The following is an 18,741-nucleotide window of genomic DNA, read 5'->3' as shown; positions in this document are numbered from 1 at the left end:
TAGACGCCGCCAACAGTGCAGCCGGACACCCGCCAGCATTACTGACGGAGCTTCCTGCCACTAACTCACTGACCCGCGACGCCGGAATACTCGCTAAGTTCGTCTCTGCTCAGCCAGGTCAAGCCCCTCATAAGAGAGGCTTTTCTCGCTCCGATTGCGGGTGGGGCAATTGAAACCTACGTCCGCTACCGCAATTCGGGGATTGCGCTCGTGAAACACGCAGCCAGCACACCCGACGGGTTCACAAACCTACACCGCGTCTAATTCGGCCACACCCCAAAGAAAAAGAGGTTGGTGGGCTATTCGGCGTGCGTGAAAACGGAATAGTCGGCGGGGCGGGCACCTGCTGCCATGGCGCGCTCGGCAGCCTTGAGGAAATCGGAAACAACCTTGCGGTCATCAAGGTTGCGTCCCGAAATGGACAGGCGCACGGTATTGCCGCGCTCGGCGGAGCGCTCCGCGGCGCGGATGATGTTGCGGCGCCACCACTTCGCAGAACCAAAACCCTCACCAAAGGACAGGTTGCGGGCTTGGTGGAGCTCGCCAGAGCGCAAATCATGGATACCTCGGGTGGAGGCAGCAAAGTCGAAATCGAACTCGGGAAGGACAGTGAGCGTGCCTTCCGACATACGCCAGCGCGGCGGCGCAAAGATGGTGGGCTCGAAGCCGATCTTTGCCATCTGCCGCGTCGCCCCCTTGAGACGCAGACGCGCCTCGTGTGCATCCAGGTTCGCGAATTCCGCGCGGCGGCCCTGCACTGCTTGATCAAAGCCGTTGAGGATAAGCACTCGGCCGGCCTCCGCTTGTTCGCGCAACCACGATCGCGTCGACTCATCCTTAGCTAGATGCCAATTGCCATCGATGTGTGGCGCTACGAGCAAGGACACCGGGATATCCGCTTTATCGAACTGCTCCAGCAGGTCAGCGGCCTGCCTTCGGGTGTCGTCGAAGATACTGGAAATCGAAACCAAAAGGTGGCCATGCATAAGAAAAATTATCGCACAGCCACCGCGCCGCCGCGCGCCGAGCGGGGGTGATGCTTAAGCCTCCGCCCCCGTAGCTTGGTTAATCAGCCACGCATACTCGAATGCCGCCTGCCGCCACTTGGCATAGCGGCCGGACACACCACCATGGCCGGCGGCCATCTCAGTCTTGAGGAGGAACTCGCCGCCGGTGGCGACGTCGCGCAGCTTAGCCACCCACTTCGCCGGCTCCACATAGAGCACGCGGGTGTCGTTAAGCGAGGTCAGCGCCAGAATATTCGGATACTTCTGCGGCGCAATGTTCTCGTACGGCGAGTAGGAGGCCATATAGTCGTAGACCTCCGGATCGTGGTACGGGTCGCCCCATTCTTCCCACTCCACCACGGTGAGCGGCAACTCCGGCATCAGAATAGACGTCAACGGATCCACGAACGGCACGTTGGCCTCGATGGCCTTGAACCTATCCGGTGCCATGTTGGCCACCGCGCCCATGAGCAGGCCACCGGCGGAACCGCCCTCCGCTACCAAGGTGTCAGGCGTGGTCACCCGGCGCGCGATGAGGTCATCAGCCACCGCAATGAAGTCGGTAAACGTGTTTTTCTTGGCCAGCATCTTGCCGTCGTCGTACCAGTTACGGCCCATCTCACCACCGCCGCGCACGTGCGCCATGGCAAAAATCATGCCGCGGTCCATAAGAGACAGACGGAAAACCGAGAAATACGGGTCCATATTCGCCTCATAGGAGCCGTAGCCATACAGCAACGTCGGGTTCGGCTGCGTGCGGTCCAGATCCGCGCGGTGCACGATGGACACCGGCACCTCCGTCCCGTCCGGAGCCTTAGACCACACGCGGTAGGCCACGTACTCGTCCTTGTCGTAGCCGCCCGGAACTTCCTGCTCCTTGAGCAGCGTGTACTCCCCCGTAGCCACGCGGTAGTCAAAGAGCTGGGCCGGCTGGATGAAGGAGGTATAGCTCACGCGCAGCACCGGCGCATCCCACTCCGGGTTGCCGGCTACACCGACGGTGTAGAGCTCCTCGTTGAAGTTGAGCTCGCTTAACGACGTCCACCCCTCTCGCACGTCCATCACCGCCGCACGACCGATGCCGCCGCGGCGATAGCCCACGACGATCTGGTCGCGGTAACAATCCACGCCCTCAATGCGCACTGTGTCATCGTGTGGCATGAGGACGGTGAGTTCGCGCAAGGCTGGAAGGTCATCGGAGACAGGACAGTAACCTAAGGCAAAGTTGGGGCCGGTGGCATTGTGCGTGACCACCCAATAATCGGTGCCGCCCACCACGGCGTGGTCGACGTCGTAGTCCACGCCGGTCTCGCGCGCCCACAGGCAGCGGAAATCGCCCTCCGGGTTGTCCTGCTCGAGCACCCACGCCTCATTCGTCGTCTTCGAGCCGGAGACAATCATGATGTACTTCTCGCTGCGTGTCGTGCCCACGCCGATGCCGAAGCGCGAATCCTCCTCGCGCATGACCACGACGTCCTCCGACTGTGGGGTGCCAACGCGGTGGCGCCACACGGTGTCCGGCCGCCACGCGTCATCCACGGTGGTGTAGAAGATGAATTCCTCCCCGACCCACGTCGCACCATAGAAGATGCCTTCCAGACGATCCTCCAACAGCTCGCCTGAACGCAGGTCCTTGATGAAAAGCTCAAAGCGCTCGTCGCCGGCCACGTCGACCGAATAGGCCAGCAAGTCCCCGGAATCGCTCACCGTAGACGCACCCAGGGCGAAGAAGTCGTGGTCTTCGGCGAGCGCGTTGACGTCGAGAAGCACCTGCTCCCCTTCCGGCGCACCCTCCTCTGGGATGGTCGGTGGGGTCCACGGATCGGAGCCTTCCGACACCGGGATGCGGCAGCTGTAGCCGTACTCCTTGCCCTCCTCGGTACGGCCGTAGTACCAGTACTTACCGCGGCGCTGGGGCACGGACATGTCCGTCTGCTTGATACGGGACTTAACCTCGGTAAAGATGTTCTCCGTCAAGGTCTCCAGGTGTGCGGTGCGCTCCTTCGTGTAGGCGTTTTCCGCCTCGAGGTACTCCCGGGTTTCCGGGGCTTCTTTCGCGCGCAGCCACTCGTAGTCATCGACGAAGCTGCGGCCGTGAAACTCACGCGTCACCGGGCGCTTAGCAGCAATCGGTGCGTTCATTCAGCCTCCTTAAAAAGTGGTTCCGGACAGGCGCTCAAAGGCCTCAACATAACGCGCGCGGGTGGCCTGGACAACGTCGTCTGGCAGCCGCGGCGGCGTGGACTCCTTGTCCCAGCCGGAATTGGTGAGCCAATCGCGCACGTACTGCTTATCAAAGGAAGGCTGAACCTTGCCTTCCTCGTACGTATCGGCCGGCCAGTAGCGCGAGGAGTCCGGAGTGAGGACCTCATCGGCTAAGACCAAAGTGCCGTGCTTGTCGACGCCAAACTCGAACTTCGTATCCGCCAAAATAATGCCCTTCTCCTCCGCCAGCGCGGCGGCCGTGGCATAGATGCGCAGGGTGGCCTCGCGCAGCTCTTCGGCGGGCTCGCGGCCGAGCTTGTCCACAACGACGTCGAAGGAAACGTTCTCATCGTGGTCGCCCTGCTCGGCCTTGGTGGCCGGAGTAAAGATGGGTTCGGGCAGGCGGGACGCCTCGGTGAGTCCCTCGGGCAACTCGACGCCGCACACGCTTCCGGATTCCTTGTATTCTTTCAACCCGGAGCCGGTCAGATAGCCGCGGGCGACGCACTCGAAGGGCAGCATATCGAGCTTCTGCACGACCATGGCGCGGCCGAGGACTTCTTCGGGGATGCGCTCATCATCGAGCGGGCCGGCGAGGTGGTTGGGAAAATCAATGACGTCGAAGAAGAACTTCGACGTCGCCGTGAGCACGCGGCCCTTGTCCGGGATGGCGGGCTCAAGGGCGTGGTCATAGGCGGAAATGCGGTCGGAGACCACCATGAGCAGGGTGTTGTCGTCGATTTCGTAGATATCGCGCACCTTGCCGGAGGCGATGTGGGTATAGGAAGAAAGTTCTGGACGCATGACATACATCCTAGACCCGTCTAGACTGCTTCAAGATACGTCCCAAGCTTGAGGAGTTAAGCCCGTGCACTCTCGCGTGACCTCCCTTTTGACCACCGCCGCGCTAGTATGCGGCGCCCTCAGCGTGCCGGCGGCGCAGGCCGCCGATGTCTCCGCGCGCGAATCCGCCCACGGCCAATGGCTGTGCACCATATCGGCGTCGGAATCAGACCGCGCGCTGGCTCGCGACGTTCGGGCCGGGTACATTGCCACGATCAAGGCAACCTCGGAGCAGATTCAAGCGCAGTTCCCGAAGCTTGATTTCTCCGCGTACACCTCGCGCGACATCAGCAAGGCACCGGGTTATGCGGCGACGGTGGCCGCGCTGAGCAAGGCCGGCTACACGGGCGCGGATATGCTCATCATCATGGTCGGTGCGTCTGCGCCGGAAGAGCTCGTCGCAGACGAGTCGGTGCTGCTGCCCGAAGACGCCGAGTACTCCATCAATGCAGCGGCGGCCCGGGCCGAGAAGGGCCCAGCTCCCCTGCTGTCGACGGGCAGCGACTTCAGCCCGAAGCTGCGCGCCGCCTTGGCGGAGAACCAGATGCAAGAAAAGGAAGCCGTCAACGCCTTCAACGCCGCCCAGTCGCAGTCCTTCGCGGAGTGTGTAGAGGAGCTGCGCGGGCGCGGCGCTCAGGAGGGCATCCAGCCGGTGCCCGAGCTGCCCATTCCGGGGCAGACGACGCAGCAGCAGACCTCGTCCACGGGCGCGGCGGTCCTCGGCGTCATGACGGTGCTCACCGTGCTGGTGATCGGCGGCTACCTCGCCTCCAACGGCGCCTCTTTCGGCGGCTTTGAGCTGCCGGTTCTGCGCCTCCCCGGGATGGCCTAATGGCTGAGAGCGACGCCGAGCTAACCGTCATTACCGGTGAGGAAGGCGCACTTGTTATCGGCCCCGAATCCGAGTTGAAACGGCTTTCCGACCAGGCGGAGCTCTCTCCCGTCACTCCCCAGCTCCTCCGCCGCGCGAGTCAGGTGCTCGCAGGTATCGAGGACTACCAGAAGGAATCTGGACGGTGGCTCAAGCTCGATACTGAGTCCGCTGCGTACCTCAAGCGCATGGGCATCAAGCCGGGGGATATCCGCGCCGGTGTAATCCGCACCAAGGATGTCGGCCGCGGCGTTGCTTCGCGCAATGGTGGAAGCCTGCTGAAGCACCTGCAGTTTGAGAAGGCCGGCCTGCTCACGCCGGCGGCTCCGATGGTGCTGGCGTCGATGATGCAGCAGGCGGGCGTCGAGAAGCAGATGGAGCAGATGCAGGCTTACCTGGAGCATATCGACGCCAAGCTCGATGAGGTGCTGCGCTTCCAGAAGGATTCGCTGGCTGGTGAGATTGATGGCGTCGCGGAGATGCTGGCGGAGGCCGCCCTCGTCCTCGAGGACACCGCTGAAGTGACCGATACGCAGTGGGCAACCATCGCCCACCTCACTGCGGACCTGGCTAAGCTGCAAGGCCAGGTACTGCGACACCTGCGGGCCGTGGCGGAGACGATGGCGAGGTCAAAGACTTCGCCCGGGAAGGTGCGCGCGACCTTCCAGAAGACTAACGACGACGCAGGCTCGTGGTTCTACGAGCTTGCCCGAACCGTGCAACTGCAGAACCAGATGTATGTGCTTCAGCTCAGCCGCGCCAATGCCGTGGAGGGCGAGGTGGCCAAAGACTACGCCGCGGCTGTTGCTCGGGCGCGGCAGAGGCGCGCCGCTCGTTTGTTGGAAGACCTCACCAGCATCGCCCACATTGCCCACGAGCTGGGCAGCTTCTCGACGCTGCGCAAAGCCATCGACTGGAACTCTCCCCGCGCCGTAGCGGAGGTCAACCACTTCTTTGCCCAACTGCGTGACTTCGCCGACGCTGCCAACCTTGCTGTCGAAGGAACCGAGGGCTTAGAGCCCGTCCGGCGCATCGATGCCTTCCGCGAGCTGACTGCCACCGGCACCAACATGGCCCGCGAAGCCGCTGGTGTTGCGCAGCAACGCACCTTAGAAGCCCGCGAAACCGTAACCAACCGCGCCCGACAAGCCTGGGGTACAACCCGCAGCGCCATCGAGTCCGCAACGAAGGGCGCGGACAACGCGCCGGATAAAGCAGAACGTGACTAGGTCTGGTCGTTTCGATCAAATAGGGACCAGAAAATTCGATCTGGGCAACCTTATTTGATCGAAACGTACATGGACCGGGCCAACGAGGTACGTTTTCGTAAATAGCGCCCCGAAAACTCGCGTTTGAGAGGGATTGTCTGCGAAAACGTACCACGCCCGGTCGCCCCAGATCACTGGATGCCCCCCTGGCCGCGTGGGCTAGAGGATCTCGCCCGGGGTGTAGGCCGCGGCCTTCGGGTGCTGGTCAACAATCGCCTTGATGCGGCCCAGGATCTGGCTTACCTGCGATTCGGCAGCACCGATGAAGGCGTGTTTGTCCGACAGCGCGGCCTCGAGGGCGGCGGCGTCGAGCGGCAGGCGCTCATCGGCAGCCAGGCGCTCAATCAGGTCCTGCTCCCCGCCATTCTCGCGCATGTTGAGCGCCACGGCGACAGCATTTTCCTTGATGACCTCGTGCGCGGTCTCGCGGCCTACGCCCGCGCGCACCGCCGCCATGAGGATGCGGGTGGTGGCGAGGAACGGCAGGTAGCGCTCCAGCTCGCGGTCAATCATGGCCGGGAAAGCGCCGAACTCGTCGAGCACGGTGAGGAAGGTTTCAAACATGCCGTCGATAGCGAAGAAGGCGTCGGGCAGCGCCACGCGGCGTACCACCGAACAGAACACGTCACCCTCGTTCCACTGCTGGCCGGACAGATCCGCCACCATCGTCAGGTAACCGCGCAGAATGACCTGGAAGCCGCCCACACGCTCGCAGGAGCGGGCATTCATCTTGTGCGGCATGGCTGAGGAGCCGACCTGGCCTTCCTTGAAACCTTCGGTCACGGTCTCGTTGCCGGCCATCAGGCGAATGGTCGTGGCCAGCGAGGAAGGCCCAGCGCCGAGCTCAACGAGCGCCGACACGGCATCGAAATCGAGGGAGCGCGGGTAAACCTGACCCACCGAATTGAACACGCGGGAGAAGCCCAGGTGATCCGCAATGCGGGTCTCCAACGCGGCGAGCTTGTCTTCGGAGCCGCCCATGAGGTCGAGCATGTCCTGCGAGGTGCCCATCGGGCCCTTGATGCCGCGCAGCGGATAGCGGCTCAGCAGCGATTCCACGCGCTCGATGCCCAGCAGGAGCTCGTCGGCAGCGGAGGCGAAACGCTTGCCCAGGGTCGTGGCCTGGGCAGCGACGTTGTGGGAGCGGCCCGCCATCACCAGCGTTTGGTACTGCGCGGCACGCTCACCGATGCGCGAAACCACCGCGATGGCCTTATCGCGGGTTAGCTCCAAAGAACGCAGAATCTGCAGCTGCTCCACGTTCTCCGTCAGGTCACGCGAGGTCATGCCCTTGTGGATGTGCTCGCAGCCGGCTAGGGCGTTGAACTCCTCGATGCGCGCCTTGACGTCGTGGCGCGTAACGCGCTCACGCTCCGCGATGGAGGCGAGGTTGACGTTCTCAACCTGCGCCTCGTAAGCGGCGATAGCCGAGGCAGGGATGTCGACGCCAAGATCCTTCTGCGCCGTCATCACCGCAATCCACAGCTGGCGCTCCAGAATAATCTTGTGTTCCGGGGACCAGATTTCAGCCATCTCTGGGGAGGCGTATCGAGCGGACAGGACGTTGGAAATGTTCTTCTTTTCAGCCACGTCGCTCATTATTCCACGCCGCACCCCAAAGGAGGCATTATCAGGGGATTAGATGCTAATCTGCCCCTTCTCCGCCGGCAGTGCAATGTCCGTGCGGAAGAAGCTGCCCTCCAGCTCGATGCCGCCGAGAACCTCGTAGGCGGCTGCGCGGGCATCAGCGAGGGTGGCACCGCGACCGAGAACGTTGAGGACGCGACCACCGTTGGAGACGTAGCCGCCCTCCCCCGTGGTGGTACCGGCGTGCAGAACCCGGGTGGGATCATCAAGATCCGGCGAGGCAATCGGATCGCCCTTGCGCGGCGAAGCCGGGTAGCCCTCGGCGGCCAGCACCACGGTGACGGCATAGCCGTCTTCCCACTCCAGCGGCGCCAGCTCCGCTAGCTGTCCGGTAGCGGTGGCATTCAGGACCTCTCCGAGCGGAGACTTCAGCAAAGCGAGCACCGCCTGCGTTTCCGGGTCACCGAAGCGGGCATTGAATTCCACCACGGCTGGGCCTTCCTTGCCCCACGCCAGGCCGGCGTACAGCAAGCCAGAGTACGGGGTGCCACGCTTGACCATTTCCTTAGCCACGGGGACGCAGACTTCGTCGACGATGCGCTGGACGCCGTCGGCAGGCAGCCACGGCAGCGGGGTGTAGGCGCCCATGCCGCCGGTGTTGGGGCCCTCATCGTTGTCGTAGGCGCGCTTGTGGTCCTGCGCTGGGAGCAGCGGGACGACGGTCTCGCCGTCCACCAAGCAGAACAGGGAGACCTCCGGGCCGTCGAGGAAGGACTCGAGCAGCACCGGGTTGCCCACGGCGTGAACCGCATCAACGTGCGCGCGGGCCGCGTCGCGGGACTCGGTCACCACGACGCCCTTGCCGCCGGCCAAGCCGTCGTCCTTAACCACGAAGTGCGGGCCGAAACGATCGAGGGCGGCCTCGATGTCCTCATCGCTGGTGCCGGGGGCGAGCTGCTCCGCGCGGGCGGTGCGCACGCCGGCGGCCGCCATCACGTCCTTAGCAAAGGCCTTGGAACCTTCGATCTGTGCCGCGCTTGCCGACGGCCCGAAGACCGCGATGCCGCGCTCACGCAGTGCATCCGCCACGCCTTTCACCAGCGGCACCTCCGGTCCAATGACGACGAGGTCCGCTGCGATGTCCACTGCCAGCTCCGTCATGCGTGCAGGATCGTCCACCTGGGAATACTCCGGGTGGACGGTGGCCTGCATCTTATGCGCCGGGGAACCGGGGGCAATGTGCAGATCGGTAACAGAAGGGTCAGCTTTCAGGCCGGTGAGCAGGGCGTGTTCGCGGCCGCCCGAGCCAATAACGAGAATGCGCATGCCGTCTATCTTAACTGGCGGTAGCCTAGGGGCCATGTCTTCCGTATTTACAAAGATCATCGAGGGCGAGCTGCCTGCTCGCTTTGTGTACCGCGACGAGAAGTGCGTGGCGTTTTTGTCCATCGAGCCGCTGCGTTATGGCCACACCTTGGTGGTGCCGGTCGAGGAGGTCGATAAGTGGACTGACCTCGATTCAGAAACCTGGGCACACCTCAACGAGATCGCCCTGGAGATCGGTGGCGCCATCAAGACGGCCTTCGACACCCCGCGTACGGGCTACATCATCGCTGGCTTCGACGTTCCCCATACCCATATCCACCTCTTCCCCACCGAGAAGATGGAAGACTACGACTTCGCCAAGGCCTTCGCTGCCGACGCCACCGACCCCGCCGCCATGGACGAGGCCGCCGCGCGCATCCGCCAGCACCTCGGCACGGACGAGGATGGCCGCCGCGACAGCTAAGAGCTGACTGCTACCTTTCGGCAGCTAGGCACTAGCTGCCGCCTTGGGCAGCTGGACGGTAAACACCGAGCCGCTGCCCAGCTCCGAATCCACGGAGATTAAACCGCCGTGCTGCTCGACGAGTGATTTCACGATGGCCAAGCCCAAACCCGAGCCACCCGTATCGCGGGTGCGCGAGGTGTCTGCACGGTAGAAGCGCTCAAAGATATGGGCCGCGTCTTCGGGGGAGATGCCCTTGCCGTCATCGGCAACGTCGATAAGCACGTGCTCCTCGTCGTCGCGCAAGGTCAGCGTCACCGACGCCTCCTCGCCGCCGTGGCGGATACCGTTGGACACCAGGTTAAGCAATACCTGGTGTAGGCGATCCGGGTCTCCGTTGACCATTGGAATCCCGGAGGCCTCGTTGTTGACGTTGATGGTGCGGCCCGCAAAAGCCGCCCGCGCCGAGGAACCCACTGACAGCACAAGTTCCAGCATGTCAACCTCGCGCATGTCCAGGCGTGAGCCCTCCGCGCGCGTCAGGGCCAGCAGATCCTCCACGAGCAACGACATCCGCTTAGACTCGGCATCGATCTTGCTGAAGACAAACTCCGCGTCCTGGGTAGCCCCCGAGCGGTACAGCTCCGTGTAGCCGCGCAGGCTGGTCAGCGGCGTGCGCAGCTCGTGGGAGGCATCGCCGACGAAGCGGCGCATTTGCTGTTCTTTTTCCTGCGCATCGACGACGGAATTCTGCAGCTGCCCCAGCATGACGTTGAGCGCTGCGGCAAGCTGCCCCACTTCAGTGTGCAGCGGCCACTCCGGCACGCGCTTGTCCAGGTTGCCCGCCGCGATTTGGGAAGCCGTTTTCTCGACCACGCGCAGCGGCCGCAGCGCCCGGTGGATCAGCCACATGCCCACCACCGCGATGATCAGCATGACCAAGGCCGCGATGATCACCTGGACAATCGCCAACCCTTTCAGGATGGAGTTTTCCGTCGTCATGTCTTTGGCGACGACCACCACGGAACCATCCCGTTGGAGTTTGGCCACGGCCCGCCATTCGGTTTCGCCCTGAATCGAGCGCACGGTGGTGGGTTCCCCACCGACGATCACGTTGCGTGCATCGGGCAACGCCGCGATCGGCCGCGTGGTCACCACGGAGCCATCGGGATAGTACGCCAGCGCCACATAATCCGTCGGGGGTCGGCGGCTTCCGTCCTGCGGCATATAAAAGGACTCGTCGAGGTTGCTGGCCCAGGAGCTGTGGGCGTCGTTAAGCTCGGTGTCCACTCGGGTGTAGAGCACGTTGCGCATGATCGACGACACCGCCAGGGAGGACATGGCCAGGCCAAGCCCCGATACCAGCACCATGAGGACAAGTAGCCACGTGCGCAGGGGCAGCGCTTTGGGGCGCTGCATACGCCGGCGCGGGGTTTTATCCCGCACCAGCGTCACCCCGGATTGTGGGGCCTGAATATTCGCGGTGGGTTCGCTCATAGTGGATGAGCCTACGAGCGCGGCATGCGCAGCACGTAACCGACACCGCGGACGGTGTGAATAAGCGGGGTATCGCCGGTATCAATTTTGCGGCGTAGGTAGGAAATGTAGGACTCGACCACGTTGCCGTCACCACCAAAGTCGTAGTGCCAGACATTATCCAGAATCTTGGACTTGGACAGCACCACCTCGCGGTTCTGCATGAGGTAGCGCAGCAGGTTGAACTCGGTGGGCGAAAGCTCCACGATCTCCCCCGCCTTGGTGACCTCGTGGGTGTCATCGTTGAGGGTGAGGTCGGCATAGGTCATGGTGGCGTCGCCGTCCTGGTCATCCACCGCGTTACCGCGGCGCAGAATCACGCGCAGGCGGGTGATGACCTCTTCCAGGCTGAAGGGCTTGGTGACGTAATCATCCGCGCCAATGGTCAAGCCGTGGATGCGCTGGTCCACGCTGTCCTTGGCGGTCAGGTAGAGCACGGGGCCGTCGAGGCCCTCTGCGCGTAGCTTGCCCAGCAGCTCAAAGCCGTCCATGCCCGGCATCATGACGTCCATGATGTAAGCGTCTGGATTGATCTCACGCGCGATGCGCAGGGCCTCGTTGCCGGAGTTGGCGCTGTGTACGTCGAAACCTTGAAACTTTAGGGAGACGGTGAGCAACTCAACGATATTGGGCTCGTCATCGACGACAAGTACCTTGACGTCCTTCGAATCATCCATGGTCCCGCTTTGGTCCTTTCTCCGCTTCTCTTAACGCCTGGTGGCGCCAGGGATATCTCATTCAAGGTGAGAAGTATTGCACTCTGGCTTCCAAGGGTACTGAGCGGAGTCTGTACGTGCGCTGTGAACCGACTAGTCCCAGGCGAGATTGTCCAGATCCACCCCTTCCGCCTGCGCTTGCGCCTCAATCAGCTGACGCAAATAGTCGGCATTACCGCGGTAGGTCTCGTTAAACCGCGGGTCCTCGCAGTACATGCGCGCCAGGATCACCTGCTTGGACCTCGACACCGGGTACCACTGGGCGATGAGGGCGCGGTGCTTGTCGACGATTACCTTCGCCTCCTCGCCGCCCGGTTCAAGTCCTGCGTCCGCGGCCTCCTCTAGCTCGGCCGCAAAGTTCTCATGGTCCACTGAGAATTCCTCCCAGTCCTTCTTTCCCATCGAATCTGCGACGGCCGCACTGGCCGCCCATTCTTTGCTGTCTCCCCACTTCTCGTGGGCTTCTTCCTGCAGTTGGGGCCATGCGTCACCCAGGTTCCGCACTTTTTGGCTGGGGCTTAGGTTCTTATCCATTTCAGTCTCCTCAATTAGTCTTTCCACTGCGTACAACATGGCGTCGACGTCGGCTCGCCGCTTCTGCAAGGCCTCGTGTTGGGCGCGGAGGCGGGCCAGGGTGGCTGCGGAAGGGGCGTCGAGAAGCACTGCGATGTCTTTCAGCTCAATCCCGACGCTGCGATAAATCAGGATGTCCATCCCGCGTTGCACGTCATCTTCGGTGTAGAGGCGGTGATCGCCCCCGGTGCGCCACTGGGGGCTAAGCAGGCCGATGTCATCCCAGTGCCGCAGGGTGCGGGTGGTGACTTTCAAAATGCCGGCCACATCGCCGATGCTGTAGTCGTTACGCATGTCGTTGAGCCTAAAAGTTGACGTCGCGTTAAGTGCAACTCCATCCACTCGGCAGGTGTTTTTGCCTACGATAATGAAGCATGACGCAAGCCTCGACACGCACTGACCGCCTCACCGTGGCTGCCTGGGCCCTGTGGGACTGGGGTTCGGCCGCCTTCAACGCGGTGCTCGTGACGTTTATTTTCTCGGTCTACCTCACCGACTCGGTGGGCCAGCAGATTGACTCGCAGTTCACCCCGGCGCAGTGGCTGTCGTGGTCCATGACGGTGGCGGGCCTGGTGATCTTTGCGGTGACCCCCGTGATGGGGCAGCGCTCTGACCGGTTGGGCACGCGGCGTCGCGCGCTGGGCTTCTGGTCGCTGCTGACCTTCCTGGTCATGGCCAGCCTGTTCTTCATCCGCAATGATGCGCCCGCGTATTTCTGGCTCGGCCTCATCGGCCTAGCGGTAGGTTCGGTGACCATCCAATTCGCGGAGGTCAACTACTTTGCCCAACTCAACCAGGTGGCCACCGAGGACAAGGTGGGCCGCGTATCCGGCCTGGGCTGGTCGGCAGGCTATTTCGGCGGCATCGTACTGCTGCTCATCTGCTACTTCGGCTTCGTCTCCGGCGAGGGCGGCGGACTGGGGCTGTCCACGGAGGGTGGCTGGAATATTCGGCTCGTGGCACTGCTTTCGGCGGCGTGGTTTGGGCTGTCTGCCATCCCCGTGTTGCTGCGCGTGCCGGAGATTGCGCCGTCGGGTGAATCGACGGGCGGTGTGGCGGAGTCTTACCGCGAGCTGTGGCGCACGGTGCGAACGCTGTGGCGGGAGGACCGCAATGCCTTTGCGTTCCTCTTTGCTTCTGCCATCTTCCGCGATGGCCTGTCCGCGGTGTTTAGCTTCGGGGCCGTGCTGGGCGTATCCGTCTATGGGCTTTCGCCTGGCGACGTCCTCATCTTCGGTGTTGCCGCCAACGTTGCGGCCGCGCTGGGCGCGGTGGTCGGCGGGCTGATCGACGACCACGTGGGCCCCAAAGCCATCATCCTCACCTGCCTGGCCATCTTGACGCTCATGGCCGGGATCATGTTTGTGGCGCAGGGGCCGACGGCCTTCTGGATCTGCGGGCTCATCCTGTGTCTCTGCGTCGGACCGGCCCAGGCCTCCGCCCGCGGCTTCTTGGCGCGTGTGGCCCCGCCGGGGCGCGAAGGCGAGATGTTTGGCCTCTACGCCACGACCGGCCGAGCCGTGGCGTGGTTGACGCCCTTCCTCTTTGGCGTCTTCGTTTCCCTGCTCGGGCAGGGAGATCGGGGAGGCGTGCTCGCCATCGGGCTAGTCTTGCTCGTTGGCGCGCTGGTCCTCATCCCAGTCAAAGACCCCGCCAAGGAATAAAACCTTGGCGGGGGTAAACCCGCGAGCATGTCGATCTCTTCGGCGTGGGCCTCTTTTAATGTGTGGCGCTAACGCCGACACATTAAAAGTCCTGCGGGCGCGGAATGTTGCGCAGGTTGGACTTCGCCATGGAGAGCATCTGGCCCACGCCGCCGCCGAAGACGGTGCGGGTTGCCGCCTTAGAGAATCCGAGCAGCTGCTCAAAGGTCAGCGTCGGCGGCAAGGAGAGGGCGTTGGGGTCCGTGACGACGTCGATAAGCGCAGGCCCGTCGTAGGCCAAGGCCTCCTTGATGAGGCGCGGCGCGTCCTTCGGATCCTCGATGCGGAAGTGCTTGATGCCCGCACCCTCCGCAATTTTGGCGTAGTTGACGTGCTCGTGGTCGGTCTCATGCTCCGGCAGGCCCTGGACCAGCATCTCCAGCTTGACCATGCCGAGGGAAGAGTTGTTGAACACGAACATCTTCACCGGCAGGTTGTGCAGCTTCACCGTGAGCAGCTCGCCCATGAGCATGGACAGCCCGCCGTCGCCGGAGAAGGTGATGACCTGGCGGTCCGGGTGCGCCGCCTGCGCACCGATGGCCATCGGCAGGGCGTTGGCCATGGTGCCGTGGCGGAAGGAACCGATCTGCTCGCGCTTACCGTTCGCAGTAATGTAGCGCGCGCCCCACACGTTGCACATACCGGTATCGACGGTGAAGATGGCGTCTTCATCGGCCTGCTGGTCAATGAGGTCGGCGATGTACTCCGGGTGGATCGGCGTGTGCTTCTCGACGCCGGAGGTGTAGGCCTCAACGACGTGATGCAGCTTGTCGTAGTGCTTCTTGAGCATCTTGTCGAGGAAGGAGCGGTCCTTCTTTTCATCGACGTGCGGCAGGATGTTCTCGATGGTGGCGGCGACATCGCCCGTCACCGGGTACTTGATGCGGGTGCGGCGGCCAATGTGGGAGCCATCGATGTCGACCTGGGCCACGTTGGCATCCGGCAGGAAGTCGTTATAGGGGAAGTCCGTGCCCAGCAGGATGAGCAGGTCTGCCTCGTGGGTAGCCTCGTGGGCCGCGCCGTAGCCGAGCAGGCCGGACATGCCGACGTCGAAGGGGTTGTCGTACTGGATGTACATCTTGCCGCCCAGGGCGTGGCCGATGGGAGCCTTGATCTTCTCGGCCAGCGCAAGGACCTGCTCGCGCGCGTCCTTGACGCCAGCACCGACGAAGAGGGCGACGGTCTTGGCCTCGTTGATGGCCTGGGTCAGCGCGGCGGCCTCTGCCGGGTCCGGGTAGACAACCGGACGGCCGGAGGAAATCACGGAGGAGGTGAAGGTGTCCTCTTCCGCCTCTTGAGTGGAGACATCACCCGGGATAACGAGGACGGACACGCCCTTGCCGGCCATGGTGCTCTGAATGGCATGGTGCAAGACCACGCCTCCCTGCTCAGCGGAGTTGACCATCTCGCAGTAGCCGGAGCACTCCTGAAAGATGGCCTCAGGGTGGGTTTCCTGGAAGAACTTCGAGCCGATCTGGCGGGAAGGAATGTGGCTGGCTAGGGCAAGGACCTTGGCGCCGTTGCGGTGGGCGTCGTAAAGCCCCTGAATAAGGTGCGTATTTCCCGGGCCGCAGGAGGCGGCGCACACGGCGAGGTTGCCGGTGGTGAGGGAATCCGCCTCAGCGGCGAATGCCGCGGCCTCTTCGTTGCGGACGTGGACCCACTCGATGGAGGACTGCCGCACCGCGTCCACGATGGGGTTGAGGGAATCACCGACAAGCCCATAGATGCGCTTAACTCCCTGGGCTTCCAAGGTTTCTACGAGTTGCGTGGCGTAATTGCGTGCCATGTTGTACCTCTCTAACTTTTATCGCTAACGGACCCCAGTGTTCTCCCTCCCGGTGGTGTTTCGCCACCATAAAGCTGCCTTCTCACGTCACGCGCACTTTGTGACTTTAACAACAAGTCAACATTCAAGACTTTGAAACTGTAACGACCGTTCGCTATAGTTTCGCAGCATGACAGACGTTCACACGAAAGCCTCCGCAGAGGCCTTAAGCACCTCAGCGACCCGACGGTGGATCTTTTTTAGTGTCATCTCCTTGGGTCTGCTCATGATCGGCTTGGACAACTCGATCCTTTACACTGCCCTGCCGGAGCTCTCCGAGCAGCTGCACGCCACCTCGCTGCAGCAGCTGTGGATCATCAACGCCTACGCGCTCATGCTCGCCGGCCTCCTCCTAGGCACCGGCACGTTAGGTGACAAGATCGGTCACCGCCGCATGTTCGTCATCGGCCTGTGGGTCTTCGGCATCGCTTCGCTGGCCGCCGCACTCGCCCCCGGCGCGTGGGAGCTCGTCGCCGCTCGCGCCTTCCTAGGTCTCGGTGCGTCCATCATGATGCCCGCTACCCTGGCGCTGATTCGCCTGACCTTTGAGGATGAGATTGAGCGCAACACCGCCATCGGCATTTGGGGCTCCATCGCCGTCGTCGGCGCGGCGGCGGGCCCCACGGTAGGCGGCTTCTTGCTCGAGCATTTCTGGTGGGGATCGGTCTTTTTGGTCAACGTGCCCATCGTCATCATCGCGCTCATCCTCACCGCCTTCCTCGCCCCGCCTAATGTGGCGAACCCGGCGAAGCAGTGGGATTTCTTGTCTTCCCTTTACGCGCTGATCACGCTGGCTTCGCTGGTGCTCGTCATCAAGTCTGTCGCCAGCTCCCATCTCAACGCCATGCTTATTGGCGGCGCGCTGGCTGCCTGTCTCATCGGTGCCATCCTCTTCACTCGCCGCCAGCACAAACTGAAGGAGCCGCTTCTCACCTTCGATATCTTCCGCTCGCCCATCTTCAGCGGCGGCGTGTTGGCCGCAGCCGGCGCCATGTTTGGCATGGCAGGGCTGGAAATGACCACCACGCAGAAGCTGCAGTTGGTGGACCTCTACTCCCCGCTGCACGCTGGGCTCATCATTTCCCTCATCGCGATTGCGGCGCTGCCGATGTCCGCGCTGGGCGGGGCTAACCTGCACCGCTGGGGTTTCTTGCCCATCATCGCTGGCGGCTTCCTCGCCATGGCAGCGGGCATTGGCGGCGTGGTGTGGGGCGGCACGCACGAGGTCTTCCCCGCATACCTGGCTGGTCTGTTCATCACTGGCCTCGGCGCGGGGTTCGTGATGTCGGTGTCCTCCACTGCCATCATCGGTGCCGCTCCTGCGTCACGCTCCGGCATGGCCGCGGGCGTGGAGGAAGTGTCTTATGAATTCGGTACGCTGCTGTCCATTGCGGTCACTGGATCAGTGCTGCCGATGCTCTACAAGAGCGGGCTCCCCGAGGACATCCAGGACTTAGGCATGGAAGCACTCCACAACCCCGCACTCGCGGAGGCCGCCGGCGCCGCGTATAACGACGCCTACCTAGCCACCGCCGCTGGGCTCGGCGTAGTCATGCTCATTTTTGCCGCGGTCACCGGCTGGTGCTTCCGCAGCAATCCAACCTCAGGAGGTGCCGATGCCACGCGTTAGTAAAAAGGTCGAGGCGCTCGAAAAGGCGCTCGCCATCATCGAAGAGGATGGCGTCCACGCACTGACCTACGATTCCTTGGCCACCGCAACGGGTATGAGTAAGTCTGGGCTCATCTACCACTTCCCCACCCGCCACGAGCTGCTCATTGACTGCCACAAGCTCTGCGCGGAGCGCTGGGAGGAAGAGCTCGTCGGTCTCTCCGACGGCAAGACGGCAGACCAGCTGAGCCCACGCCAGCGCTACCGTGCCGCGCTGGAGTCCATGGGAAAGAATGACCCGCTCATTGAATTGCTCATGTCCATCCACTCACAGTCCCATCCGGACTTCCAGAAGGTGTGGAGGGACGTCGACAGGCGCTGGCTCCCCGATCCTGTCTCGGAGGATGAATCCGTCGTGCTGGCCTCGATCATCGCCGACGGCCTGTGGGTCCACGATCACCTCACCGACCGCCCCCTGCCGCCGCAAAGGCGCCGCGCGCTTATCGACGTCGCCTTGGGCCACCTCGCCGAATAGGCCCTAAAAGAGAGAAAGGGCCTTGAAAAAGGCCCTTTTGAGCTGGAGACGAGACTTGAACCTGACTTAGGCCAATTTAGTGCGGAAGTTCGCGGCCGGTGATTGCTTGGATGGTGGCGGTGAGGTCGGGCGGGAGTGGTACGGCGGCGTGAATGGTTTCGCCGCCAACGACGAGTTGAAAGCTGCGGTATTTCTTGAGTGTTCTCACCAGGCGTTTGATGGATTGACCACTGCGGGTCTCCATCAGGTGAGCCACGGCTAGTGCTGCCATCACAATATGGAGATGTGCTGTAATCGAGTCTTGTTTCCTGACATAGATTGGGCGTGCTTTCAGGTCTGATTTGGACATCCGAAACGGCTTTTCAATGTTGAACAGCCTGCGGTAATGCCCGATCACCTCGTTAGCAGGCAAGTTAACAAGGTCGGTCTCGTAGCCTTTAATTCCGGCTAGGGCTCGGTGCTTGGCAGCAAGAGCGTAGTTGACCTTCTTATTCGGGGCGGAAAGATCAATATAGCGGTTGCGCTTGATTGCGATATCGCCGTCAACAGCGCGTTTGGCTTTCGCGACTTGCTCTTTGGTTCCGCGCAGGCTGCGTCTAGCCCGATCATGGGAGTACTGGAAGTGGGTCACCGAATTCGGGGTAGCGTGCTTGCGTCCATCGCTTGCCGAGGCTTGCGTCCAGATCTGGCCG

The 18,741-nt window shown here is 62.7% G+C and carries 15 protein-coding genes and 1 pseudogene; 6 read left to right on the top strand and 10 right to left on the bottom strand.

The features are described from left to right. Positions 1-299: 299 nt before the first annotated feature. Genes HMPREF2565_RS07630 through HMPREF2565_RS07620 form a run of 3 tightly spaced genes read right to left on the bottom strand, consistent with a single transcriptional unit; the run spans position 300 to position 4,016 of the window. Positions 300-986: a DUF2334 domain-containing protein gene (locus HMPREF2565_RS07630; RefSeq protein ID WP_071407097.1), complete on the bottom strand. Its 687-nt coding sequence runs from the start codon at positions 984-986 to the stop codon at positions 300-302. Positions 987-1,040: 54 nt separating this feature from the next. Continuing rightward, a complete protein-coding gene (locus HMPREF2565_RS07625) occupies positions 1,041-3,149 on the bottom strand; it encodes a S9 family peptidase (protein ID WP_071407096.1) in 2,109 nt (702 codons plus the stop codon). A 9-nt stretch (positions 3,150-3,158) separates the two neighbouring features. Further along, complete coding sequence (locus HMPREF2565_RS07620) at positions 3,159-4,016, bottom strand: phosphoribosylaminoimidazolesuccinocarboxamide synthase (protein ID WP_071407095.1); 858 nt, start codon at positions 4,014-4,016, stop codon at positions 3,159-3,161. A gap of 64 nt (positions 4,017-4,080) precedes the next feature. On the opposite strand from HMPREF2565_RS07620, the gene HMPREF2565_RS07615 reads away from it, so the two are divergent. After that, the gene (locus HMPREF2565_RS07615) at positions 4,081-4,887 is read left to right on the top strand and encodes a serine/threonine protein kinase (RefSeq protein WP_071407094.1); all 807 of its coding nucleotides are present in this window, start codon (positions 4,081-4,083) and stop codon (positions 4,885-4,887) included. Further along, complete coding sequence (locus HMPREF2565_RS07610) at positions 4,887-6,155, top strand: hypothetical protein (RefSeq protein ID WP_070596930.1); 1,269 nt, start codon at positions 4,887-4,889, stop codon at positions 6,153-6,155. The genes HMPREF2565_RS07615 and HMPREF2565_RS07610 overlap by 1 nt, the downstream gene beginning before the upstream one ends. 198 nt (positions 6,156-6,353) lie before the next feature. Here HMPREF2565_RS07610 and purB read toward each other — a convergent pair whose 3' ends face one another. Further along, positions 6,354-7,793, bottom strand: a complete 1,440-nt coding sequence (gene purB, locus HMPREF2565_RS07605) for an adenylosuccinate lyase (protein WP_070821330.1) — start codon at positions 7,791-7,793, stop codon at positions 6,354-6,356. A 39-nt stretch (positions 7,794-7,832) separates the two neighbouring features. Then, a complete protein-coding gene (purD, locus tag HMPREF2565_RS07600) occupies positions 7,833-9,107 on the bottom strand; it encodes a phosphoribosylamine--glycine ligase (protein ID WP_070511050.1) in 1,275 nt (424 codons plus the stop codon). A gap of 34 nt (positions 9,108-9,141) precedes the next feature. Here purD and HMPREF2565_RS07595 point away from each other — a divergent pair, with 34 nt between their 5' ends. After that, complete coding sequence (locus tag HMPREF2565_RS07595; protein ID WP_046649286.1) at positions 9,142-9,570, top strand: HIT family protein; 429 nt, start codon at positions 9,142-9,144, stop codon at positions 9,568-9,570. A 24-nt stretch (positions 9,571-9,594) separates the two neighbouring features. Here the strand turns inward: HMPREF2565_RS07595 and HMPREF2565_RS07590 are convergent, their stop codons facing one another. The 3 genes from HMPREF2565_RS07590 to HMPREF2565_RS07580 all read right to left on the bottom strand — a co-directional run bounded on the left by HMPREF2565_RS07590 (position 9,595) and on the right by HMPREF2565_RS07580 (position 12,668). Beyond that, entirely contained in the window at positions 9,595-11,046 is a 1,452-nt protein-coding gene (locus tag HMPREF2565_RS07590; protein WP_046649285.1) for a sensor histidine kinase, read from the bottom strand. Between the two features lie 11 nt (positions 11,047-11,057). Next, positions 11,058-11,762 (bottom strand): response regulator transcription factor, encoded by a 705-nt coding sequence (locus HMPREF2565_RS07585; RefSeq protein WP_046649284.1) that lies wholly within the window; start codon positions 11,760-11,762, stop codon positions 11,058-11,060. A 132-nt stretch (positions 11,763-11,894) separates the two neighbouring features. Next, positions 11,895-12,668 (bottom strand): MerR family transcriptional regulator, encoded by a 774-nt coding sequence (locus tag HMPREF2565_RS07580; RefSeq protein ID WP_070546752.1) that lies wholly within the window; start codon positions 12,666-12,668, stop codon positions 11,895-11,897. An 80-nt stretch (positions 12,669-12,748) separates the two neighbouring features. Here HMPREF2565_RS07580 and HMPREF2565_RS07575 point away from each other — a divergent pair, with 80 nt between their 5' ends. Then, positions 12,749-14,038, top strand: a complete 1,290-nt coding sequence (locus tag HMPREF2565_RS07575) for an MFS transporter (RefSeq protein ID WP_070546754.1) — start codon at positions 12,749-12,751, stop codon at positions 14,036-14,038. Positions 14,039-14,120: 82 nt separating this feature from the next. Here HMPREF2565_RS07575 and HMPREF2565_RS07570 read toward each other — a convergent pair whose 3' ends face one another. Beyond that, complete coding sequence (locus HMPREF2565_RS07570) at positions 14,121-15,866, bottom strand: pyruvate dehydrogenase (protein WP_070546757.1); 1,746 nt, start codon at positions 15,864-15,866, stop codon at positions 14,121-14,123. Positions 15,867-16,035: 169 nt separating this feature from the next. On the opposite strand from HMPREF2565_RS07570, the gene HMPREF2565_RS07565 reads away from it, so the two are divergent. Together HMPREF2565_RS07565 and HMPREF2565_RS07560 are read left to right on the top strand one after the other, a co-directional pair. Then, the gene (locus HMPREF2565_RS07565; RefSeq protein WP_070546760.1) at positions 16,036-17,535 is read left to right on the top strand and encodes an MFS transporter; all 1,500 of its coding nucleotides are present in this window, start codon (positions 16,036-16,038) and stop codon (positions 17,533-17,535) included. Then, entirely contained in the window at positions 17,522-18,049 is a 528-nt protein-coding gene (locus HMPREF2565_RS07560; protein ID WP_046649279.1) for a TetR/AcrR family transcriptional regulator, read from the top strand. The genes HMPREF2565_RS07565 and HMPREF2565_RS07560 overlap by 14 nt, the downstream gene beginning before the upstream one ends. Before the next feature lie 76 nt (positions 18,050-18,125). Here the strand turns inward: HMPREF2565_RS07560 and HMPREF2565_RS13725 are convergent. Next, a pseudogene (locus HMPREF2565_RS13725) lies at positions 18,126-18,741 on the bottom strand (transposase); the annotation flags it as partial.

This window comes from Corynebacterium sp. HMSC072A04 (assembly GCF_001809235.1).
Classification (GTDB): Bacteria; Actinomycetota; Actinomycetes; order Mycobacteriales; family Mycobacteriaceae; genus Corynebacterium; species Corynebacterium hiratae.
This window is presented reverse-complemented; position numbering and strand designations above follow the sequence as displayed.